A 22149-nucleotide genomic window follows, 5' to 3' on the forward strand; every position below is an offset into this window, starting at 1 on the left:
TGCGAACGGAAAAGTCTGCAACTTTTCCTGCCCGCGCTCATAGTCTCTCTGCTGTCGTATCCAGCGCCTTCTTCTTTTTCGCAGGCTTGTTCTTGCGTTGCTTCTTCTTCGGGTCGCCCTTCTGGAAGGCATCCGGAGAGGTCACGGCAAGAGAGGTGATCGCACCGTCATCGCCGTTTTGAATGAAGGTCACCTTCGAAATCAGCATGTCGCGGTTGACGTCATTGAAGGCATCGGCAACCGAAACGATCGTGTTCGGCCGCCAGAGCGTGCCGTCCACGGAATGACCGCGCATGATATAGGTAATCTCTTCAGAAGCACCGCGCGCTGTGTTGCGCCGCCATTCCGCCTCGGCCTTTGCCGCATCGTGATCGGCCTTGGTGCGCGCCAGATAGACTTTCGGGCGATAGCGATTGATCTCGTCGTCTTCAGCAACGCCGGTGGCGGCTGTGCCAGCGCGTTCGGCATTGGTTGCGGACCCGTCGCTGGCGTTTCTGTCTTCCGGCAAGAGCGGTTCGGCCGTGGTGTCGAGCTTGGCCTGACCGCGCTTTTTGCCCGCCCGCTCGCTGGTGCCACGAACCACTGTCTTTGAGTACCGGCCTTCATCGCTCTCGTCGATTGACGCCTTCAGGACATTGCCCGGAAGGAATATCGAACCAGCGGCCTTTTCCTCGCCGGTGCGCGTGATCACGACATTGCCAACGCCATCGGACAGCACGCGCACCTGTCTCTGCCGTGCGCCTTTCTCGATCGCGGTGAACGGGCTTTCGTCCAGATCGATCGAGTAACGCGCGAACGGTTCGCCGGTATCGACCTCGGATCGAACGCCAAGGCCATAAGGTTTGACAATCCGTTTGACCGCATCTTCCAGTTTGACATTGTGCATCTCGGCTGGCGTGTCATCGACGAGCGCTGTGCAGTCGACCAGATCGCCCAGCTTGCAACGGCCTTCGACCGTAATGTCGGCAAACTGGCTTTCGATATTGGACGAGCGTTTTTCAATATGGCCGTTCAGCACGGTCGTGCCGTCGGCCTTGATCGAGACTTTCGCACCGCGTTTCAGGCGTTTGTTCTTTGCACCATGAGCGTGGACGAGTGTGTCCGAGGAGGCTTCTTGGTCGCGGCAATAAAGTATGTAACTGGCCGTGAACTCTTTCATGTCGAGCTTGACCTCGATGCCGGTCCAGCCCTCAAACAGCGTGCCGTTGATCGTGACGTCGATCATGGCTTCAAAACCTTGATCTCGCCTGCCGGAAGGCGTGACGGATGGCGCGGACAGTTGCGCGAAACGATGTCCTGCCACACCGCCTCAAGGCCTGCCGGATTGTCACCGGCAATATGGGCGGCAACAATCCATGCATCCGTTGGGCCGGTAAGCTGCAGCGTCAGCGTTTCCGGAAGCTGCCCGATGATTTCATTCAGTGCTGCCGTGACTTCGACCTTCAGCGTTTCGAGCGCGGAGACCAGCTCATCGGCCTCACCGGCGTAGCGCCCGGTGACAAGTCCAGAGGTCGCGTCGATCAGGCTGTCAGCCGATGAAAGCACAGACGATCTGACCGCATGCGCCTGTTCAGCACTGTCGAAAGCGGTATACGGGATCTGGGCTGAAGCCTGCGCGATTGCATGGGCCGCAGCCACGGCCAGCAACGCCCGGTCGGGATCGGACGGGGCATCGCTGATTGTTCCGGACAATGCCGCTCCAAGGTTAAGGCCAAGGGCGGTCAGCGCGGCGGGCGTTGCCTGTTCCTCACGGATAGCCTCGGCAGCGGCAGCAATAAAAGGTATGTCCGAGGCTTCGCCGAAGCGGGATGTGAGATCGGCCACAGCCGTCTCGAAACCTTCCGGTGTTGTTGGTGCCAGGCTGGAAGCGGCATTTGTCAAGCGCGGCAGAAACCGTGCCGATCCGGCCACCGGCTGCAGATCACCAACCGCATCGCGCACGACACCGGCCGAACGATTGACCGCACGCGTGCGGGCGGCTGAAATCGAGCGGGATGAAACGGCCGATGAAAGCAGGGCAACAGCGGTACCGATCAGGGCGACGGCTGAAAGGATGCCGCCAAACCCGCCTGAAAGGCCTGTAAAGCCGGTTTGAACGGTCTTGAATTTGGCGGAAAACCGGACGATCCGCAGCTCGCGTGAGGCAAGCGTGATCGTGGCCGGTTCTGCCAGAATGACCCGCATCGGCCCACGCCACGGATGGATCAGCATCGCAGGCCCCGGCCGGTTGAATGCGGCCTCAAGCGCCAGTGCCTGCACCTGATAGAGGTCTCCGGCAATCACGCCGTTGAGCGTGACCTCACCGGGATGACGCCCGAAATCGTCATAGGCCGCATCTTCAACGCCTGGGAAAAGATACTCGACCAGACGCCGCCCGGCCTTTGTGGTCGTGTCCGGCACATCAAAGGCGATGCCGCGATAAAAGCCCTGGATCAATCCTGGAAGCGTCGCCATCAGGGCATCCCCACAGCTTTGCCGGTATTTACTGTCGCCTTGCCTTTGCCTTTTGAATTCGCATTGGCGCTGGTAACCGACGTTCCACTCTCTGCCCTCACAGTGACATCAACAGATGCTTCCATATTGTTGTTCGCGGGCTGCTGGGGCATCTGTTGCGGCTGGACGCCACCGGTCCCGCCGAGCCATTGCGGCCGGTTCGACCAGCTCGGCCAGCTGATAACAGACGAAAGGTCGATATTTCCGACCGCGTCAACAATACGCGCGCCAATACCGCCAAACCACGCCACCAGATCCTCGACCTTACCTTTGACCGCATCCACCATGGCCTGCGCAGCCTTGGCACCGGCATCGCGGAAACCGGTCTCCATCTCGTCGGAATAGTCCTTCATCGTGAACATCGACTTGATGCCTTCCCAGAGATCGAGACCGGACGCCCAGCTTTTCAGGCTGGTCCACCATGCCTCAACCGTGCCACGTGCATCGGCCAGCTGCGCCCGGATGCCCGGCACGTCGATGCCGAACATGCCGTAAAAGTCGATAACCTGGCTGTCGACCCAACCGGCGAAATCGGCCAGAGCATTCATCATGTCGGTCACGGCATTCCAGATGACTTCGGAAAATCCTCCGATGAAATTCGAGATCGGCTCCCAATAGCGCCAGACCGCCACGCCAATGGCGGCAACCGCAGCGACGATTGCGGCAATCAGGCCCCAGACCGGCGCGGTGACGGTCGCAGCCGCCGCACCGATTGCGCTGAAGGCGCTGATCAGGCCACCGGCAACCCAGCTGATACCGGGAATGGCAAACAATATGCCGCGCAGGCCAACACCGAGACGGCCAAGCCATGAAAGCTTCACGCCATTCATGGCAGCGAGTGATGATTGCAGGGCAATCGATCCGGCTGCCGCGCGATAAAAATAAGCAGCAAGCCGCAAGGCTCCCTTGCCGGTAAGCCAGAGCGGCGAAAGGACGAGGCGCAGACCGGCAATCACGGGCGGCAGCACGAAACCGATGACGCCAAGCGCACCGCCAAGCAACACGCCGGCCCCGGCAAAGCTCAGCGCCTTGTGCACGCCGCCATCCGTCTCCTTGTTCCAGGCACGCAACTGGTCAAGCCCGGCTTTCAGGTATCCATTGATCTGCGGCAGCCATTCGCCAAAGGCCAGACCGACTTCGCGAATGCCTTGCGTACCGATTTCCCGGAAGGTTTTGAGCTGGCGGTTCAGCCCCTTCATCTGCGTTTCAAAGTCGGCATCGATGACCGAGCTGTCGGCCTGATCCATCTTGTCGCGGATCGCCTTGTATTCATCGACATTGGCCATGAACGGGATCAGGAAATCCATGACCTGTTGATCCTGGAACAGTTCTCCAAGCCCGCCAGCGCCTGCGATCTGGACAAGCTGCTCGCGTACGGCATCAAGCGCCTCGGCTCCCTGAAGGCCGTTTGCCTTGGCCTTTGCCATCATCTCCGCGATCTGGTTTTCGGAAACGCCGGTCAGTTTCATAACCTTCTGCAGGACCGCTTCGATCGGGTTGATGCCTTTCGTCGCGGCGTCCTGCATCACTGCTTCGATGTCGACGCCCATATCCTTGAAGTTCTTGACCGTTGCCGGTGCGAGGATTTTTGAAAGAAAATTCTTCAGATTGTTCGCCGCCTCGGCGGGGTCGGACGTTCCTTTGCGGGCGATCTGCAGGGCAGCGCCCAGAAAGCCAACGGCTTCCTGTCCCTTCACGCCGAACTTCGCCACCTGGCTTGTAAGTGACGGAAAATAGCGGGCCATGTCCTTGAGCTCGAATGCGCCCAGCTTGCCGGAGGTGACAAGCATGGCCAGCACCTTCTCAATCTGGTCAGCCGGAACGCCCAGCGTCATCATCGACGACGTCGCGACGGCGGCAATATCGGCCGTCGCCGCATTGGCCGCCGTGGAGACCTTGGCGATATCGTCGATCGCACCGTCAATCAATGCGCCATCTAGGCCAGCCGCATACATATTAGCGACGGCGGACGCGATCCCGTCCGAGGCCTGCCCGGTAGCAAGTGCCAGATCCTCAAACCGCGTCTTCTGGTCATCTATGAATTTGAAAGCCGCAGCGCCGGTCAGTTCCGCTGTGCCCGCCATATCCAGCAATTGCTGCTGAAACTCCGCTGCGCCTGCAATCGGCGCCATAAAGGAGATACCGGCAATGGCCGCACCGACAACGCCGATGCGACCAGCAAGGTTTGTAAAGCCGCGCACCGTGCCGGAAAGACGGCGTAAAGGTCCGCTCATCAGGTCACGCAGGCGAACGAGAACATCAAGTGCCATCTGTCCGGCAGCCATGTCAGCTCTCCTTCATTTCCTTGCGCGCATGCATGATTGCGTTCCACCAGAAGATCAGGTCACGGCTGTCCATGCTCATGATTTCGGCCGCACCGAAACCGGAATGCTCGGCCAGAAAGCCGATCAGGACGTCCGCGTTTTCCGGCCACTGCTCAAAAAATGGTTCAGCACCCGGCCGCCATTGGCAATGTCGGAGGCGTCAAGCTTGTCCCAGACCGCATTCATCACCGCCTGAGAGAGGCGGCAGGATCGAGCGAAGGTCACGATGTTTTGCATGTTGTCCGGCGCTTCGCCGATCACGCGGGTATCGAGACCATTCAGGCGATGAAACGTAAGGCTCTCGAAAACCTTTTCCTTAACCTTGCCTGACGCCCGAACCTTGATGCGAACGGTCTCGTAGAGCGGCAATGTGATCGTGCCGTCTTCGTTTCGGATGGCATGTGATGGCAGCTTGTCGAGCGGATCTGTGGCGTCTTCATCGACGATGTCATCGTCGTGAAATCCCTCTGTCTGCTCTTCGGCCTCAACAACTTCGGCGTCCTCAATGACAGCATCGTCCTCATCGAGGTCGATTGCGAGTTCGCTCTTTGTTTTGCCTGTTGTCCGGTTTGTCATCCGATGATCTCCTGCGGCTCGCCAGCCGACCATTTGAGTTCGATTTTGCCGCCTTCGCCGCCGGTGGTTTCCGGTTTGTCATCGGAAAGAAAGGCTTCTTCGAAGACGTATGTCTGGCCGGTGTCGCAAACGACCTGCAGCTCGCCTTCCTCGTGGTCGAGAAGGCTCACCAGCGACTGACCTTTTTCGAGGTTGGTGGTCGCCGTGACTTCCGAACCCTGAAACTCCTGGGCACGGGCAACGCCGCGACCATAGGTGACGACATTGTTCTTGATGCCGCCGAGGCGCAGTTTCGCGCCGGTTTCAACGGGGATCGTCCGGCCCTTCCAGACGATGTCGACAATGCCAAGTGTCTGCATGGTGCACGGCCCTCCTTAGGCCAGAAATTCGAGAGACGAGGCGAACACCATCTGATTGCCGACGACCTGAACGATCTGGCGCGCATTGGTGCGGTTCTTGTTATTGGGATCGCGCTCGAAGGTGGACGTCTTGATCGTCTCTTCGACGTTCTCGATCCAGACGAGACCGCCATAACGCTGGCAGCGCGCAGCCCACGTGCCCTTGATCCGACCCGGCGAGACCACAGCGGAACCGGCTGCCGTATCGCCCTCGCCACGGCGCGTCTGGAACTGCTTGTTGTCGTCGATCAGCTTGGCGCGCGGATAAAGCGTGTTGAAATAGGCCGACCAGTCATAGCGGATGCGCGACATTGTCGCCGGGACCATGATATCCATCCAGGCATCGTCGGTAACGCCAAGCGATGTCATCTTGTAGGTGGTCACCATGCGATTGATGACGGTCGATCCGTCGTCAAGATGCAGATAGGTCGAGATGCCGTGCTGCAGCAGGAGATTGCGTTCTTCCTGGGTAAACTGGTCCTCGGCATCCGGCGCTTCCACGCCGGTCACGACAAGGCTTTTCAGTTGTCGGGCCGGATCGTTGGAAAGATGAAACGCAGCCAGTGCGCAATCGGCCGCTGCATGCACCCAGCTCGATGCCGGTGAGCGGTTGAGGCAGGACAGCGTCAGAAAGGCGCAATTGGTCAGATCGCCAAGGGAGACTGCTTCTCCATAGGTTGTCCGTTTGCCGGTAAAGCCATGGCAATCGAGCTTGGCTGTGGCGACATAGCGTGTCTTCAGCCAGTCGGAGAATAGCTGCACGTTGGTCACGTCCGACCATGGGTGGACAAGCTTGGTAAACCAGCTGTTTTCGATCAGATCCAGCACGGCCTGAAGGTCAGGATTGCCAGCGCCACCGGCCATATCGGCTATGGCAATGGTCAGCCCTGAAGGCACCGGTTGAGCAAGCGTATCAACACGCAGGTCGATATCATTGCCGATCTCACCGCCATTCTTCGCCGTTACCGTCACAACACCGGCAGCGGCTTCCGCAGTCACAACAATATCGGCATCGTCGTTAATAGCAGCGGCAAGCTTGGTTGCAAGGTCGGCCACCGCATCAGTGGCAAGCGCCGTCATGCGCACCTGCCTCCCGGCGATTTTAAAGCGCAAGACCGTCGACTGGGCTGCAGCACCGGTAAATGTGATTGTGCCTTCTGCCTTGATCGCAGCGGCATCGTCTTCCAGTGCCGTGACGAACAGCGGCGTGGTCTTGTTGACCTTGCGGAAGGCGGCAACCTGTTCAGCGCCGATCGAGCCACGACCGAAATAGGCAATCGCCTCATCGCCGCGTGTGATCTGGTGGGTTTGTCCAGGCTCCAGCGTACCGGTTGCCAGCTTGTGACCGGCCAGCAGAACCTTTTCCGGCCAGTCATAGACACCTTTCTGGCTGTAGTTCGGTTTGACCTCGATAAAGACCGCAGGGTCGTACCAGGTCATCGGGATTTCATCGAAGGTCATCGGTTAGTCCTTTTCAGCGGTTTTGGTTTTCGCCGGTGCGGGACGTGCCGCCTCGACAAGGTCGCCATCACGAAGGCGGCGGCGCACAAACAGCGTGTTGTTAACCTCAGCGCCTTCGGCAGGCACGATCACGCCACCGGGCAGCGCCACGGCCGCAACGGTCGTTTCCTTGCCATCATACCGGAATGTCAGCGTCCGGCCTTCGCCTGGCTTTACAAATTTCAGATCGGCCATCTGTCAGGCTCCCGTGATTTCGTCTTGTGGGGTGATGTCGTTGCTTTCCGCCAGCGACCAGGTGACGCCGAGCGCTTCGAAGTCCTCGGCTGTTTCAAGTTCGAGGTCGTTCGTGCTGGTGCAGAAGGAAAACTGAAAATCCACCTGAGCAAGCGCGATGTTGTCATCAGTGAAGCCATCTGCGGCGATTGCACTCGCGCCTGTCACTGTGAGCGTGCCAGCATCAGGAAAGCTGACGCCGTTCAAGACGGCAGCCGCAACGTTGACAATTGCATCAAGGCCGACGCCACGCGCATCGCCTTTGAACCTTGCCTCCAGCCCGCTCGATGTTGAGGTGAGCAGGTAAAGACGCCACTGCATAGAGCCAGCGAGATTGCGCGCACCGTCACCGACCTTCATGCCCAACCAGGCAAGGCCCAGAAACGGTGTCATACGGGCAAGCCGGTTGAACTCTCTCATCGTCATCGCCATCGGGACGCGTTCGAGGTTGAATACGCGTTCCGGAAAGGCAATGCGCAGGCGCTTTGTGATCAGTTCATCTTGTGTGGCAATGACGGAGCGGTCGGAAATCATCATGCACCTCGCAGCGTGTTATAGGTGAAGTCGCGCGGGCGGTCGGAATAGCGTGGGCCGGAACCGACCTTTGAACCGGTCGCACCTTCTGCCAGTGGGGCGTCGAGATGGACGCGCCGCGCTGCAATGTCACGCAGCCACTTCAAAACCTCATCACGGCCTTTTTCCATATCGTCGGATGGTGTGACATGCTCGCCCTGGGCCAGCTCATAGCGGGCCAGAACGCAGGTTGCGCGCACAAGATCAGCCGGAGGGACTGCCACCGGTATGGCGTAGTAGCCGCGCAGATAGCCTTCGATCATGGCTGTCGCATCGCCAAGAGCCTGCTCAACCCTGACCGCATTGACGGTCTCGGCCGTGCGGTCTTCAGGGTTGGACAGCCTCAGCAAATGCGTCTCGCCAAAGCGGGCAATCATATCGGTGACAGTGGCGTACATGGTTGGGTTTTCCGTTCTCCGGGTGATGACATGGGCGGCATTCGCGCCGCCCATGCCGGGCGCGGCGGGAGGTTATTTCTTCGGCGTTGCCTTCGGTGCCTTTTCGGCGGCGTCCTTCAGCGTCTTGTTTTCCGCTTCAAGATTTTCGACCTTCGTCGTCAGTTCCTTGATTTTCAGGTCGTTTTCACGGGAAGCGCCTTCGTGGGCCGCAACTTCTTGCTTGAGGCGGGTCACCTCATTGTTTGCCTCTTCCAGAGCGTCATCCTTTTCTTTCAACGCCTGGCGGGCAGCGACGAGCGCTGACTGTGTCGTGGCGTCCGGGGCCTCGCCGTCAATCACTTCGAAGGATGGATCATCGCGGAATGCCTTGATCTGTTCCTCGCTCCAGCGATTAGCCGGATAGGTTGCCGATGCCGGATGCTTGATACCGGCACGGCGCATGCCGGGGTTGCGGCAGATGATGGTGATCTTGTCAGCCATTTCGTTTCTCCTTCGGGCTTTGCGAAAGCCGCTCGTGTTCAGCAGTTTTCGAAAGGCCCCTGCGCGGTAGACGGCCCCGCGCAGGGTAATCCGGGCGATCAGGCAAGGTAGGGGACGACTTCGACCTTGGCTGTTGCGCGCCAGATATTGGTTGCGCCTGCATCGTTGCGCTCTGCCTCCAGAATGGCGCGGGCAACACCTTCAAGCTGCGGCGGAACGATCAATTTGGTTGGACGAAGATTGATGACTGACCCGTCGCGTTTGCGGATCGTCTGCATCGCCGTGCGGGCAGCCTGGAAGTTTTCCGGCGTCAGCGCCGCTTTTGACTTATAGGCGGTCTGCCACATGCCATAACCGGCATTGCATCGGCCTGACGTGCCCCAGATATATTCGTCCTTGAAGAAGACGTTGGCGTCCTTCTCGTCCTGATAGGAGACGAAGTTGAAGGGGCGTCGCTTCTGGAAAACCAGCGGCTTCACGACCTGGCTGTCATCAACCAGGTACCAGGCCGGGCCTGCGCCAGCGGTGAAGTTCGCAACGGAAACCTCGTTGCCCTGTTCGTTGTAGCCGGGGTGGTCGGTGTCGAAGAAATACTGACCGTCATAGCAAAGCGCGGTATCGCCGTTTTTAAACAGCGGCCAGACGAGCTGATCGGGAAACTCTGCGGCATGCTGACCGATCTGACCGGCGACTGGTGTGTAGATGCCGATCTGATCATCATCGATCGCAGAGCGCGGAACCGACACCGTCTCTTCAAAAGTGCGGTTGCGGATCACATAGGTCTGTGCACCAAGGCGCACGACATTTCGGTCGCCGATCCATTCGCGAATGCCCGGCAGTTCATCAAGGCGGGGATATTCGTTTTGTGACGTCGTGGAGGTAACCTCCATGGCCACAAGCCCGTATTGCGACACGGTGGACGCAAAGCGTGCATTGAAGGCCGTGGACAGACCGGTAAAAATACCGCGTAGAGTGGAAGCATTGATATCCATTGAAAAATCCTTTCAAGGGCGGTTTGAGCGGCCTTTAAAGCGCCTTCAGCCAGACGCCGGTTTCATCAACAAACCCGACCGTTCCGGCCTGCAGTTCGCCACCGGCATTGGTCAGCTGGTAGGTGTTGTCATCTGCGGCATAGACCGGTTGATTGATCGAAGACCCGTCTGTTCCGGCAAGCGGGATCTGCAGCATTTCCTTCGAGACGCTGACACGGACAGCGCCATCGCCACCGGCAGAATTGTCAGCGCGCTCACGTGCCCAGCCGACGATGGCAACGGCATCGGCATGGTCAGGTTTCACGGCAAGACCGGCTGCCGTCACGGCCACCTGTGTGCCGCCGAACAAGACGGTGGATGCTGCCACCGGCAAAGCGGCAAAAAGTCCGGAGCGCGTGACGCGCTCGATATCGTTGGATGCTGCCATTTACCTGGCCTCCCGTTCGCGCTGTTTCTTGAATGCTTCAGGGTCGACACCCATCAGCGCCATGACCTGTTCGTCATCGGCGGTGATTTCGGTTGCACCTGCTTCAACCGGCTTGCGACGGCCGAGACCGCCAGCATGGATGGACGGCAGCAGCTTCAGCTCTTCCTCGACACCGCCAGCGTCTTTCTGATGACGCGCGATGTAATGATCGCGAAGCGCCGGAACGACCTTGCCTTCACCTATGGCGGCGTCGATCACCGTTTCGGCCCGCTCTTTTGCGTGTCCGGATTTCAGGGTGGTGAGCTGGCCATTCAGATCGGTGACCGTCGCGCTCAGGCTCGAAACCTGTTTGCGCAGATCGTCTTCATCGCCGGTGGCTTCAAGACGGCTCTGCAATGCCGTGACAACAGCATCCTCATCGCCTTCGGCTTCGGCGATCTTGCCGACGCGCTTGATCAGGGCGGCATATTTGCCGCTTGCGGAATGGGCTGCCTTGACGGCTTCAAGCGCCTCCGTCTCGGTGGCCGTTTCAGAAAGGCCCAGCGCCTTTCGAAGCTCTTCAAGCATCGCATTATCCTCTTTTGCGTTGAGGGATTTCAGGAAGGAAAGATTGGGGTCGTTGGTCAGCGCCACACGCTCGACTGATGCAATCCGGTGCGGTTTGGATCGCGAATGAAAGAACACCGGAGAGATGAAGCCATAGGCCTTGTCTTCCATCAGTTCACGCCCGGATGCCGTCCATTCGACACGGCCATAAAGCCCGTCTGAACGCGCCTGGAGTTCAACGATCCAGCCGCGCGCGGGTGCAGGATGACCGGCCTTGCCAGCCAGATCGGTGGAATGATTTTCATCGACAGCCAGCTTGCGACCAGCAGCATTGAAGGACTGAACGAGGGCGTTGAGGTCCGGCGCCATATAAGGCCCGCGACCATCGACACCGGAAAATTCCGTTGCTGGCAGAAGCTGCAGCCACTCCGGAACCCCGGCAGCGGCATTAAGAGCAATCGTATGTGTGGCGCGTGTTTTTCCCATGCCCGATAGCTAGCATCGGCGCATAGGCCCAGATCATGCCCGCGAAGGGAGGTGTCAGGTTTTAGCGGGAGCGGGAAAAGCGGACGATGAAACTTTCGATGGTCTGCTGGATCATCGTTTCATCTTCATCGGAGATACCAAGGAACGGACGCGGCGGCAAGACAACACGGTCTGCAACGATCAGATTGCCGCCGATGCGGAAATAAAGATGATCGGCATTGCGCGGCACGATCTCCGCGCCCTCCTGGTGCGGCCTGGCATAAATGACATTGGTGCCAATCTGCGCATAGTCGTTTCCGGCAAAGTGGGTGATGCTGTCGCGAAGCCTGCCGCTTTCGGTCAGGATGCGGCTGTTGCGTTTGTCGGCGGCATAATCCTTATTGACCGGCTGCCATGGCTGACCGTCCGGATCTGTCTGGGTAATGAAGCGCTGCACGGTGGAGGCAACGAGGCCAACGCCGATGACATTCATCATCGGCTGGGTGTTGCGGGTGAGCAGCATCAGGCCGCCAAGGCCCTTCATAAGCCCTTTGTCACGAATATCGGCAGTGATTGATACGCCAGCCATGGTTTGCCTTTCAGCCGCTTCGCGACTATATTTCTGTCAGGACGCGCCGAGCAGGAAGCACCCGCTTCAGCGGGATTGGGATAAGGCGACTTCTGGCCCCCCGGCGCGTTCTCTTCATTTCAGCTTCTTCATCTTTCGCGCTGTCGTTCTTCTGAGCGAGGTCAGATAGATTTCCTCGCGACCGTCTTTCTTCACAACCTTGATGCCAGCATGATAGTTCGCACCCTCATGTTCACCGACATAGGCAAAGCGGCCGTTTCGATCCTGGGCGAGCCTACCGTTCTTCTTCAGCCAGTTCGGCAGAACAGCATAGGCATCCGGGGTGATGCGGTCATGCTTGAGGTGTGAGCGGATCGTATCAGCCGAAAGCCGCACCTCGGTCCCCGCTTTCACGCCAAGCTTTTCGCCGTCTCCCTTTCCGGTTCTGGCAACCGGTTGCCATGTGCCATTCGGCCACTTGTCGCGTTGAACAGCCCGCACGAATTTCGCCACCTGTGTTTCGCTGGCCGTCACTGCCTTTGGGCCGGGCGCGGTATGGGCAAGCCAGGCAGCGCCGGGATTATAATCGAAGGACGGATCCACACCGCGCGGCTGATCGGTTCCGAGCTGATCAAGGTTTGGCGTCGCGTCATAGCCGGTTGTCTCAATCGCCTCAAAGCGCACCGGCGTGACAAAGCAGCCGCAGCCGAAGCCGTTCGGTGGATAGATCGATTGCCAGATCGGATCGTCTGCCGCCCAGACCTTGCCGTCCCAGGCAAGATGATCATGGCGCGGATGTTTGGAGCCTGAATGGTTATAGCGCCAGCCCGGATAGGCCTCGCGGATTTCCGGACTGTTGAGCTGTGCAAAGCGACCGGCAGCATAGGCCGTGCGCAGATTGGTTTCAAAGATCACGCGCGTGCGCCAGCCGCGCTCACCCTCATAAGACCAGCCATGGGTCTTGACGATCTGGTCGAAGTCTTTGCGGAAATCTTCGAGTGTCGTACCATCCTTCAAGGCCCGTTCAATCGCACCTTGAAAGTCACCGACCAGGGCTTCCGTCTGCGCACCGGCCACCATGAACATTTTTGAGTGCGCCGCGTCGAAGACATCGCGCCAGCTTTTCGTGGGAACACCGACTTTCTGACGCAGGAATTCAATGGCCTCATCGAAGGGCAGCTCGAGCGGATCGCCCGTTTCGGCCATAAGCGAGCGTCGATATCCTTTGAGGATCGATTTCAAAGGCCTTTCAAAGCCCGTATGGGCGTTTTCCGGTAAAAAGCGTCCGAGTATCCGTCCGGAGCCGTCAGTGCGCGTCTGTGAGCCTCTATTCGCGATCATCGTCCAGCTCGTCCAGAAGCGCTGCCTGGCCCGCCAGATGCGAGACCATCATGGCCGATGCCATGGCCTTGGCCAGTTCTTCTTCTCTCAGATCCAGTTTAGCCAGGCGGCGCGATGCATCCTGCAGACTGGTTGCCTGATTAAGCGCGTCACGGATCTCGTCAATCTGATCATTGAGGATACCGGATGCCTCGTCTTCCAGCCGGGCGGTGATGACATCGACCTGATCGCGCGCAGGTGCTTTGGCATGGGCCGATTTGTCAAAGAGACTGTTCAGCGCCTGCCGCGCCGATCCGCTGCCAGCTTGTGGCGAGCCGCCGATCGTTTCTTCGTTGGCCGTTGGCGCAGGTGCACCCAGACGGTCATAGGCATAGCGTGCTGGCAGCTTCAGGCCGTTGCGTGCAAAGATATCGAAAGCGCGCGCAAACTCTTCCAGCGGCACCTCATCGGGTCGGCCGATCTTGAGGATCGGATAGTGTTCCTGCGGGCCGAAGCGGAACGCAATCATATTGCGCACCAGCTGCAGGTTGATTGTGCTGCTCAGATCGAACGCGTCTGAACGCTCGATATCCTCCTGAACCTCACGATGCTCTTTCGAAACCGCGTGCCCGCCAGAGATTGCGTCGGTCGTCGTGGTCTGGCCGAGCACCAGTTTTGATGTCTGCCGATCAAACCAGTCGGCGCGGCGTTCAAACATATCGGTCGAGGCTGATTTCGAACCGATTTCCTTGAAGTCGATTTCCATGGAGCGTGGAATGATGGCGGCGCAGTCACCTGCAATCTGGCTGACGGCTTTCCACAGCACATCCTTCTCAGCCTCGGTCGCGCCGCTGTCGTATTTACCAACGCGGATCGGCTGGCCGAAGTTCTGGCAGAAGATTGCCCAGTCCTTGATAGTGAAGTTTTTGAACATCCAGCCCCATGCCGCAACGCGGGCAATACCGGAACGCACCGTCAGGCCGGATTTGGCTTTCGAGCGATGAATGATGAACTTGGCCGGTTCGAGGTCGACGCGGCCTGCGCCATCACGCAACATCACGGTCTCGCCGTCATGCTGGTCGAAGTCAAAGAAAGTCGGTGAGCGCCAGATCAGCTCACGCGGCGTCCAGGACGAGGCCGTCGTCTTCCAGTCAATCTCCATGATCGACATGCCCTTGCCGATCGCGTCCAGTATGTCGAACAGACTTGCCCGAAGGATCCCGTCATCAACCCAGCTCTGCAGATATTCGGCGTGCTTCTTGTGGTCGGTGGCATCGGAGGCAGGCTTTACCGTGATCGGAAGCTGGCCGACCGAGCGCTTGCGCGTGGCGAGCACGGCCAGATAATGCGGATCGCGCTCTTCCATATTCTCGGCCAGCTCATAATAAGACAGCGGGTCGCCATTGGCAGACGCGCGCAGGATCCGCGCCAGCCGCACCGGCGTCATGCCATCTGCCTGATCCGTCGTGAACGGATCCCGCACCGTGCCGGTTCTAGCCGTTGCGATTTCTGCCATCAGCTGTTTGCCGAGGATCACGCGGCCCATAAAGTCTCTTAAAGCCATTGTTTACAACCTCCCGCGCAGGCCGAAGCCGGTTTGATCGTCATCGTCATGCGCATTCGGAAAGGCCGTGCGCGTGGATGATGGTGCGGCCCGGTACCCATACTCATGCATTTCCTGTTCACTGGCGAAGACGGCGAGCGCGCCAGCCGGTGCGGCATCGCCATGCCGGTCGAAACCATCAGCGCCCATATTGTGAAACCCGACCGGCACCTTCGCGATACCGCGCTCCATCTTCAGCGCCCGGTAGTCATTCAGGATGTCGTCATCCATCGGCAGCTCTATCTGCCCGTCTTCGAATGCAGCCTTCAGCTTCGGCATGTTGAGCATGTACCAGTTCTCCGAAAGTTTGATTTCGGACACAAAGCCTGCTCCGAATTCCTGCCGTGCCATCTCGGCCAGCGCCGCTCCGTTACCGGTCGCATCGAATGCTGCATGAAAGAAGCGCGGAAGATGGTCGCGGATAAAGCGAACGATCTGGAACTGCGAGGTGTAGGGAACATTCCGCAGCTCCAGAATAAACGGTGTGGCCAGTGTCAGGTCTTCGCGCACCTGGAGCGGATGGATGACCGAAAGGTCGGACGTGCGGCCAAAGTCCTGACCGAGACAGGAGCGCAGTTTCGGATCGAGCTTTTCGAGCAGCGGTAAAAGCTTCTCACGACAGAAGGCCTCGACCTCGTCTTCGCGCAGCTTTGATGGCCAGTCGACGAAGCCGTCCGGAGGGCTCCAGCGAATGACCGGGATTTCTTTTCTCATCCGCGAGACAATCAACGCCCGCGACAGGTAGGCCCCGGACGACATGGACGGAACGCAGAACAGCTCTTCGTCAGCGCCGCTGCCATAAAACCTGATGATCGAAGCGCGCCATTCCGCCTCGGCCTCTGGCGTCCACGTTTTGCCTGTGACAAGGCAGATACGCTCATAAAGGCCCTCGATCAGCGCAGCATCGAAATCGATCTTCATATGCTGGTAGTCTGACTTACCAGCAAGAATGTCCTGTATCTGCTCATTGAAATGGTTTTCGAAGCCGTCATGCGTTGAGCAGACAATGACCTGACCACCCCACATCAAGAACGCGAGAGCAGCTTTGAGAAGCTGTTCGAGGCTGTCAACGAAGGCCGCTTCGTCAATCATCACCACGCCCTGTTTGCCGCGCAGTGTGCGCGGTGCTGAGGACAGGCCGACAATCTCAAAGCCGGATGCGAACTTGATCCGGAAGGCCTGGATGGATCGTTCGCCGTCCTTGTCGCTGTCGTCGAACAGAAACTCTTCCAGCTCCATCGCAGCGGACGAAAAGGCTCTGGCCCACATAGCGCAGGCGTCAATGAATTCGCGCGTCATCTCCTGGCTGTACGAGATATACATGAAGTCCATACCGCCAGCTTCGCGGGATCGTGCTGCACGCAACACGGCATAGGACGCGCAGGCCCATGTCAGACCAATGCGGCGAGACTTCTCGATAAACAGAACCGGACAGGTGCCTTCCAGCAGAGCAACCGTGCGGGCCTGATATGGCAGGAGTGCTTTGCGCCGCTCGATCTTTTCAAGAACCGCGTCCGTCGATTGACGCCGGGCGCGCGCCCAGTCTTCTTTCGAAACGGGTCCGCTCATTTTGCTACCCCGAGGATCTGATCAAGGATCGACTGCGCGCCTTCATCGGAAATGCCTTTTGCTTTCGCGACCTTCTCGACGGCTTCTGTCGCTTTTTCACGGAACTCCGCTTCAACCTTTTGACGGCGTGCCGAAGATACACTCTGGGCTTGTGAGGCCGCGCGCAGGGCATTGGCCAGCGCCATGGCGCCCTTCGGGTCGAGGCCTTTTTCGCCTCTGGATGCGTAGATTTCCATGACCAGTGATTTGACGGCTTCTGATGCGATAATCGTCAACTGATCGCTGTCTTCCGGGTCGTAGCTTTTCGACAGTGAAGAGACGATCTGGCGCACGTCATTCATGCGTGCAGTCACTTCTGCAAGTCTGAGGCTGTGGCGGTTGAAGGATTTGAACGACGGGATATCGAACTCAAGCTCACCACGAAACTCAGCCTGAAGCGCTTCAAGGCGATCGACAAACTCCTTGTAGATATCGGTCTGGGTACGGTCATTTTTGTTCAGCGCGGCCGATGCCCACGCAACAATCGGTGCGCATGGCTCAGGCAGCAACTGAATGGATGATAGGCGACCGCGTCCCATATCAAACCTCCGGCGAAGGGCGCGCGATCCCCTCAACAATCGAACGGCGCTCGACATGGTCGAGACCGGCACGGGTAATCGACGCAATCATGACGGTTCCGGCTTCCGTCACGGTCACGGCCCCCAGTTCGTCAAGTTTGCGGATCTGTGTGCGGACGTAGTCACGCGACCGGTTATGACCGAAAGAACGCAGCAACACTGTCAGTAGCGTTTCGTTCATCGTACCGTCGGTTTCCTCGGCAAGGCCGCGCAAAATGATCAGGCGCGCATCGCGGGCGGAATATTCCGGGAAAGAAACCATTTTAACCTTCACCCTTGGTTCTCAGATAGTTGTCGATACGATCCACGGTCATAGAAACACGCCCTACGACCTGACCCGTTGACATGACTGTGCCTTCAAGCTTGGCCATTGAAAGCTCCAGCTTCTTCAGTTCGTCTTTGCCCGGAAGCTGCTTGACCTCGGCCTCGACACTCAGCGTGCGGCGGTCCAGCTTGGTGACTTCGTCCTCAAGTGACTCCAGTTTCGCGGTGTTTCCTTTTGCACGGGCGGTGAAGATCGAATGCACAAACGAGCCAATTGAAATGAGCAGGGAAATTGCTGTGAGAACTGGCAGAAACGTGCCGACTTCAATAACCATGATCGGCCTCCATCGTTTCCGGCGCGGCATCGACGGCGTTGACGGCACCAGCGCGGCGGGTTTCACAGGTTCGCAGGTTCAAGCGGTCAGTGCCCCACAGCGATGTCACTTCAGCCTCGCTCAGGCCGCGATCATCCGGCAGCGCAGAAGGTGCCGCGCATCGCTTGCGCGCCTCTGACGGCAGCACCGGTTTAACGAGCTTAGTGATGACGATCGGTTCATCGGGGGAGGATACGCACGCGCTCAGGCCCAAGGCCGCAAGCAGCGCCACCAGGCAAAGCCGCATTCGCTCTCTCCATTTCCTTCAGTTTGGTTTCGGCTTCGGCCTCGGCCGTGCGGATTTTGTTGTCGGCGAGCATGACGGCGCGGAGCTGGGCCGCGACGGCCGCTTCTTTCGCCGCATTGGCTTCGGCAATCTTGCCTTTCCAGAAGGCGTTGCGTTCGGCAGTCGCCATGTCTTTCGCATCTTTCACCATGCCGTTGACCTCGTTGACGGCGGTAAAGGCAAGCAGGCCACCAGCCGCAAACAGCAAGCCAGCGACCACGAGCGGAGACAGGTATTTCGCCAGAAAGGCAGCCATTATGTCTCCTTGTCCGGCTCGCCGTTGCCGAACCGTGCGATGGTGCGCATATCGACGGAGCCAAGTCCGCGATGAATGCCGAGCAGTGCCAGGATCATTCCGACCATTAACGGAATGACGGTTGGTGCAAGCGCCAGCGCGCCGTCAGAGCCATAAGAGGAAGCGGCGACGATGATGAAAATCACTGCCCAGGCAAGCGCATGGGAAATGCCCATGAAGCGTTTGGAGCTGCGATAGCTTGGCTTCTCCATGGTCACAGCTCCAATGCCCGGTAAGGCGGTTTCCTGGCCAGCGCCCGGTCCATTTCATCGCGGGTTTGCGGGCCGACAATGCCATCAGCAACAATGCCGCGATACTTCTGGAACCAGATGGTGACCATCTCGATTGTGTGGTCGAAGGTATCGGTCGGCTGCACCGGCCATTTGTGATCGATCATCTCGCGGAAACGGCGAAGCTCTTCTGTCCAGTCCTCGACCTCCGGTCCCATATCGCCACGCCTCAGAACCAAATCCTCGTAGCCGAGCAGGTCTTCCATCGTCGGGAACAGATAGGCGTATTCAGCTCTGGCATCGAATGAAGGGCATGCCTTGCCTACATCATAGTCGTGGTGGCCGCTGATTTTGCCGATGTTGAAGCGGTCGCGCAGATCGGTGATTTCGGCCAGAAGCGCGTCTTTCTGGGCGGGCGTGCGAGTGTCGGCAGCGGCGGTGAAGTCGCGGTTCATGCCGCCGACATAGACCACGCCGATCGTGCCAATGTTGTGGCCTTTGACATGCGCGCCGATGCGTTCGATCGGGCGACCTGCTTCGCGGCGACCGTCAAGGTGGATGACGCGATGATAGCCGATGCCGGACCAGCCGCGCTCAAGGTGCCAGTCATTGATCTCGGCAACGCTGACGGGGCGCCCTTCGGGTGTGGCGGTGCAGTGAATGATGATTTCGTTGATGGGGCGCATTACATGACGGCCTCCCGATCCAGAAAAGCGTGAAGTGATTGGCTTATCCGGAAGATAGGTGGCGAGGCGTCAGCAGGTCATGCCTCCAAAGGGAGGCGCGACTAGAAGAGATCCATCTGGCGGGTGGGTTTGCGCGGCTTTGCCGGGCGCGGTGCAGCTTTGAACAGCTTGTACACGCCACTTTCGCTCATGCCAAGACGCCGCGCGATATCGGCATGCGATTGGCCCTGGAGCCTATATTGATCAGCCCGCCACCTGCGCGCAAGTGGCACTTTGATATATTCGCCAGCATATGCAGCTGAAAGGCGGTGTAGGATGTCGGACCCAAGACCTTCCTTATCGGCAGACTTGGCCGGATCATTGGGCACATAAAACCGGATGCCGCCGACACGTTCCACCAGTTTCAGGAAGTCCTCACCGCCGAGCATGTCCCGCAGCTCCTGCTCCATATCACGACGTTCGTCATCAAACATGATGGCCTCCCGGATATTGTTTCGTTTCGCAGCGGATGATTTCGGTGGTGACGATGGATAGCTCGTAGGTCAGCCCGGCGCGTTTGCGGCTTTGGGGCGAAAGACCTTGAAGACGCATCAGGAGCGCATTGCGGCGCTCCTGAAGCCTCTTCAAAGCTTCACGGTTTTCGGTGACTGAGAAGAGAGGAAGGTTATCGGTGGTCATCCTTTGCCCTTCCGCTCTGCTCGTTTTCGTTCAAGGCAGGTCACAACGGTATCGCCTGCGATGATGAACTTGACGCCATCGGCCAGCACGGCCTTCGCGCCATAGCGCACGCCATCCCGGCAGGCGGCGCAGATCTCGGCGCGCAAACCTTCGACATCGAGGCCATGCCTGCGCTCCAGATAGCGCAGCAAGGCGTGGTCGCTGACGACAGCGATTTCGAAGCCGGTGACAGGCATGGAGGAAACGGGCTTCATGAAAGGAGTCTTTCGATATCTCTGGCCAAGCTGGAGACTGAAATGTCCCAAGTCACGCCCATGTCTTCGTCGAGCGAATAGGTCATTGCGTCACCGCCGTCAGTGCGGGCGACAGGTACGCCGACATCCTCAAATGCTTTGACCAGCGCTTCCTCGATGAGGTTGATGCGGCGAAGTCTTTCTCTGACATCATCCATCACGCACCTGCCTTTCGCGCGCGGATGCGCTCGCCGAGAGTGTTCATAATTGCGATCCATTCGGCGGTCGTTGGTGGTTGAGAGGTAACAGGTCGTCCGATCTGGTTTTGCACCCATCCGAGAAAATCAGCGCCGTTTCCGTTGAGATTGCGCCATTGTGCGGCCGCGATCTTGTAGCCAGCGCCTGTCTGCCAATCGGGGCCAAACGTGTTTTCGCGCCAGTCAACATCAGCCTCGCGTGCCATCCAGCCCTTGAGCGCTTCAATCGCTTTGGAGGCGTCGCCGCCATAAGTCAGGAAGCGCGTATGGTCGATGCCGGTCTGTCGTTTCACGAAGGCGAGTAGTGCCGCGTCATCGCGATTGTTGACCAGGCCAAGGTTCCACGCTGCAATCCAGAGCGCCTGGAGCTTCGGCGCGAACTTGCCGGTGAGTTTCTTGCGGCCATCCGGGCGGTGTTCAACTGCTTTCGGTTGGAAACCTTCATTGCGGAAGACCGTCAGAACCTCCTGGCGTTCGGCCTCGGACATGTCTTTGGCAGACGTTTTTCCGGTGATGGCCGAAAGCTTGGCGCGATAGGTTTCGTCGTCTAAGCCGAGCTGCTTCTTGGCAACATGCAGTGCTGCGATTGATCTACTCATGATCAATCTCCTTTGCTTCCGCAATAATATGTGAGGCTGCAACGTAGGAAGGCCCAGGGCACGGATGCGTGCAGGCAAAGACGCCTTCAATGCGCTCAAAGGCCGATCCGCAATAATATGCGCGTGCGTGTCTGCGCTCGTCGGCGGAGCCTATGGAGCCGTTTTCTGCCAAACCGCAGACGGGGCAGCGCAGAAAGCGTTCGCTGGCGAAATGTTGGGAAATCGCGTTCATGATGCACTGCCTTTCCGGTGTGTAGCGGGCTTTCGTCTCAAGACATAGACTTCAGCCAACTGCTCCTTAGCGGCATCAATGATGCTCTGTGCTGCCATTCTCACGCTGTCGCACGGGTAATGACGTTTTTGAGCACATTCGCATAATCCGTTCGCAAACCGGCAAACCCCGTAACCAGCCATAACGGTGGATGACGGACTTCCTGCTATTGCTCGGGCGTTTGTGCTTGGACGGTTTGGGCTACGCATCACGCACCTGCCTTTCCGGCAATGGCTTTCGGGCCACTGGAACCGCCGACGCCATGCGAAAGATTGACGTTGTTCCCGGAGGCTATGCCCATCCCGACGGCATTGCCGTTCTTGAGGCGTCTACTATCCGTCCGGACAGGAACCGTTTGTGGATAACGTGCGGCCAGTGCGCGTTTGGCTTCGGCCGAGGCCGAAGCCGAAACGGTATCGGCAAAGAGCGCATTCAAACGGACCGAAAGCCGATAAACCATCCCTGCCGTGAAATCATAAACGGCCTGCCGCTTTGTTTTGATGTTTCGGCGGCGCTTATAGAAAGTCGTCGTCTTGAACTCGCGCACGGCTCTGTCAATTGCACGATCGAGAACAACGTAGAGATAGGTTGCGATCTCCGGCCCCGGGGCGCGGCCAATGAAGCTTCTGTGGTTGTCGTCATCGATGACAAGCAGGGTTGCTGTATTGGTGCACAGTGCCAGCCTTCGCCAAAGGAGGTCGCGGATTGAGGCTCCGTGGGTTTTGGCCTTCACCGATTGCTGGCTAATTTCAATGTCGACTTCTGACAGGCCATATTCACGCATCAGTGCAGCTGCCTTTTCGGCAGCGGCGAGCGCTTCTTCTTCCGTGCAGCCGCGTGATGTGGTTTTCTGCAGCAATGCGGCGATGCGGCGTTTGATGCTCTCGCTCATT

At 58.6% G+C, this 22149-nt stretch carries 30 protein-coding genes; all 30 read right to left on the reverse strand.

Translation table 11 applies throughout. The features are described from left to right. Positions 1-37 precede the first annotated feature (37 nt). Complete coding sequence (locus EDC90_RS14960; RefSeq protein WP_132313025.1) at positions 38-1225, reverse strand: phage baseplate assembly protein; 1188 nt, start codon at positions 1223-1225, stop codon at positions 38-40. After that, the gene (locus EDC90_RS14965; RefSeq protein WP_132313027.1) at positions 1222-2454 is read right to left on the reverse strand and encodes a DNA circularization N-terminal domain-containing protein; all 1233 of its coding nucleotides are present in this window, start codon (positions 2452-2454) and stop codon (positions 1222-1224) included. The genes EDC90_RS14960 and EDC90_RS14965 overlap by 4 nt, the downstream gene beginning before the upstream one ends. Continuing rightward, complete coding sequence (locus tag EDC90_RS14970) at positions 2454-4778, reverse strand: phage tail tape measure protein (RefSeq protein ID WP_132313029.1); 2325 nt, start codon at positions 4776-4778, stop codon at positions 2454-2456. Before EDC90_RS14970 ends, EDC90_RS14965 begins: the two co-directional genes overlap by 1 nt. Before the next feature lie 123 nt (positions 4779-4901). After that, positions 4902-5393, reverse strand: a complete 492-nt coding sequence (locus EDC90_RS14975) for a hypothetical protein (protein ID WP_132313031.1) — start codon at positions 5391-5393, stop codon at positions 4902-4904. Next, the gene (locus tag EDC90_RS14980; protein WP_132313033.1) at positions 5390-5752 is read right to left on the reverse strand and encodes a phage tail tube protein; all 363 of its coding nucleotides are present in this window, start codon (positions 5750-5752) and stop codon (positions 5390-5392) included. The genes EDC90_RS14975 and EDC90_RS14980 overlap by 4 nt, the downstream gene beginning before the upstream one ends. A 15-nt stretch (positions 5753-5767) precedes the next feature. Next, entirely contained in the window at positions 5768-7252 is a 1485-nt protein-coding gene (locus EDC90_RS14985) for a phage tail sheath subtilisin-like domain-containing protein (protein WP_132313035.1), read from the reverse strand. 3 nt (positions 7253-7255) lie between these two features. Further along, positions 7256-7486: a DUF2635 domain-containing protein gene (locus tag EDC90_RS14990; RefSeq protein WP_132313037.1), complete on the reverse strand. Its 231-nt coding sequence runs from the start codon at positions 7484-7486 to the stop codon at positions 7256-7258. 3 nt (positions 7487-7489) lie between these two features. After that, positions 7490-8062, reverse strand: a complete 573-nt coding sequence (locus EDC90_RS14995; RefSeq protein WP_132313039.1) for a hypothetical protein — start codon at positions 8060-8062, stop codon at positions 7490-7492. After that, positions 8059-8496: a gp436 family protein gene (locus tag EDC90_RS15000; protein ID WP_132313041.1), complete on the reverse strand. Its 438-nt coding sequence runs from the start codon at positions 8494-8496 to the stop codon at positions 8059-8061. The genes EDC90_RS14995 and EDC90_RS15000 overlap by 4 nt, the downstream gene beginning before the upstream one ends. A 72-nt stretch (positions 8497-8568) precedes the next feature. After that, positions 8569-8976 carry a hypothetical protein gene (locus EDC90_RS15005; protein WP_132313043.1) on the reverse strand — a complete coding sequence of 136 codons (408 nt, stop codon included), beginning with the start codon at positions 8974-8976 and terminating at the stop codon, positions 8569-8571. A gap of 98 nt (positions 8977-9074) precedes the next feature. Continuing rightward, on the reverse strand, positions 9075-9968 hold the full coding sequence (locus EDC90_RS15010) for a Mu-like prophage major head subunit gpT family protein (protein WP_132313045.1): 894 nt from the start codon (positions 9966-9968) through the stop codon (positions 9075-9077). A gap of 34 nt (positions 9969-10002) precedes the next feature. Further along, positions 10003-10395, reverse strand: coding sequence for a hypothetical protein (locus EDC90_RS15015; RefSeq protein WP_132313047.1), 393 nt, complete (start codon positions 10393-10395; stop codon positions 10003-10005). Further along, positions 10396-11427: a phage protease gene (locus EDC90_RS15020; RefSeq protein WP_132313049.1), complete on the reverse strand. Its 1032-nt coding sequence runs from the start codon at positions 11425-11427 to the stop codon at positions 10396-10398. It abuts the gene before it with no gap. A 61-nt stretch (positions 11428-11488) separates the two neighbouring features. Next, complete coding sequence (locus EDC90_RS15025; protein ID WP_132313051.1) at positions 11489-11995, reverse strand: phage virion morphogenesis protein; 507 nt, start codon at positions 11993-11995, stop codon at positions 11489-11491. Between the two features lie 114 nt (positions 11996-12109). After that, on the reverse strand, positions 12110-13315 hold the full coding sequence (locus EDC90_RS15030; protein ID WP_245511073.1) for a phage head morphogenesis protein: 1206 nt from the start codon (positions 13313-13315) through the stop codon (positions 12110-12112). After that, entirely contained in the window at positions 13302-14858 is a 1557-nt protein-coding gene (locus EDC90_RS15035) for a DUF935 domain-containing protein (RefSeq protein ID WP_132313053.1), read from the reverse strand. The genes EDC90_RS15030 and EDC90_RS15035 overlap by 14 nt, the downstream gene beginning before the upstream one ends. 3 nt (positions 14859-14861) lie before the next feature. Beyond that, a complete protein-coding gene (locus EDC90_RS15040) occupies positions 14862-16466 on the reverse strand; it encodes a hypothetical protein (protein WP_132313055.1) in 1605 nt (534 codons plus the stop codon). Then, a complete protein-coding gene (locus EDC90_RS15045) occupies positions 16463-17044 on the reverse strand; it encodes a DUF3486 family protein (RefSeq protein ID WP_132313057.1) in 582 nt (193 codons plus the stop codon). The genes EDC90_RS15040 and EDC90_RS15045 overlap by 4 nt, the downstream gene beginning before the upstream one ends. A gap of 1 nt (position 17045) precedes the next feature. Continuing rightward, positions 17046-17345 carry a VpaChn25_0724 family phage protein gene (locus tag EDC90_RS15050; protein WP_132313059.1) on the reverse strand — a complete coding sequence of 100 codons (300 nt, stop codon included), beginning with the start codon at positions 17343-17345 and terminating at the stop codon, positions 17046-17048. Position 17346: 1 nt separating this feature from the next. Continuing rightward, entirely contained in the window at positions 17347-17682 is a 336-nt protein-coding gene (locus tag EDC90_RS15055) for a DUF2730 family protein (RefSeq protein ID WP_165972853.1), read from the reverse strand. Next, positions 17672-17968, reverse strand: a complete 297-nt coding sequence (locus EDC90_RS15060; protein WP_245511074.1) for a hypothetical protein — start codon at positions 17966-17968, stop codon at positions 17672-17674. The genes EDC90_RS15055 and EDC90_RS15060 overlap by 11 nt, the downstream gene beginning before the upstream one ends. After that, positions 17901-18263, reverse strand: coding sequence for a hypothetical protein (locus EDC90_RS15065; protein WP_132313063.1), 363 nt, complete (start codon positions 18261-18263; stop codon positions 17901-17903). The genes EDC90_RS15060 and EDC90_RS15065 overlap by 68 nt, the downstream gene beginning before the upstream one ends. Then, a complete protein-coding gene (locus EDC90_RS15070; protein ID WP_132313065.1) occupies positions 18263-18514 on the reverse strand; it encodes an NAD(P)+ transhydrogenase beta chain in 252 nt (83 codons plus the stop codon). Before EDC90_RS15070 ends, EDC90_RS15065 begins: the two co-directional genes overlap by 1 nt. Positions 18515-18516: 2 nt before the next feature. Further along, entirely contained in the window at positions 18517-19218 is a 702-nt protein-coding gene (locus EDC90_RS15075; RefSeq protein ID WP_132313067.1) for a peptidoglycan recognition protein family protein, read from the reverse strand. Positions 19219-19319: 101 nt separating this feature from the next. Next, on the reverse strand, positions 19320-19691 hold the full coding sequence (locus tag EDC90_RS15080; RefSeq protein ID WP_245511075.1) for a hypothetical protein: 372 nt from the start codon (positions 19689-19691) through the stop codon (positions 19320-19322). Continuing rightward, positions 19684-19896, reverse strand: coding sequence for a hypothetical protein (locus EDC90_RS15085; protein ID WP_132313069.1), 213 nt, complete (start codon positions 19894-19896; stop codon positions 19684-19686). The genes EDC90_RS15080 and EDC90_RS15085 overlap by 8 nt, the downstream gene beginning before the upstream one ends. Then, positions 19893-20150: a hypothetical protein gene (locus tag EDC90_RS15090; RefSeq protein WP_245511076.1), complete on the reverse strand. Its 258-nt coding sequence runs from the start codon at positions 20148-20150 to the stop codon at positions 19893-19895. The genes EDC90_RS15085 and EDC90_RS15090 overlap by 4 nt, the downstream gene beginning before the upstream one ends. Next, positions 20147-20347 (reverse strand): hypothetical protein, encoded by a 201-nt coding sequence (locus EDC90_RS15095; protein WP_132313071.1) that lies wholly within the window; start codon positions 20345-20347, stop codon positions 20147-20149. Before EDC90_RS15095 ends, EDC90_RS15090 begins: the two co-directional genes overlap by 4 nt. Then, positions 20347-20985 carry a gp16 family protein gene (locus EDC90_RS15100; RefSeq protein WP_132313073.1) on the reverse strand — a complete coding sequence of 213 codons (639 nt, stop codon included), beginning with the start codon at positions 20983-20985 and terminating at the stop codon, positions 20347-20349. The genes EDC90_RS15095 and EDC90_RS15100 overlap by 1 nt, the downstream gene beginning before the upstream one ends. Positions 20986-21464: 479 nt before the next feature. Further along, complete coding sequence (locus EDC90_RS15105; protein WP_132313075.1) at positions 21465-22148, reverse strand: DUF7168 domain-containing protein; 684 nt, start codon at positions 22146-22148, stop codon at positions 21465-21467. Position 22149 lies beyond the last annotated feature (1 nt).

It is taken from the genome of Martelella mediterranea (genome assembly GCF_004342225.1).
In the GTDB taxonomy this organism is placed as follows: Bacteria; Pseudomonadota; Alphaproteobacteria; order Rhizobiales; family Rhizobiaceae; genus Martelella; species Martelella mediterranea_B.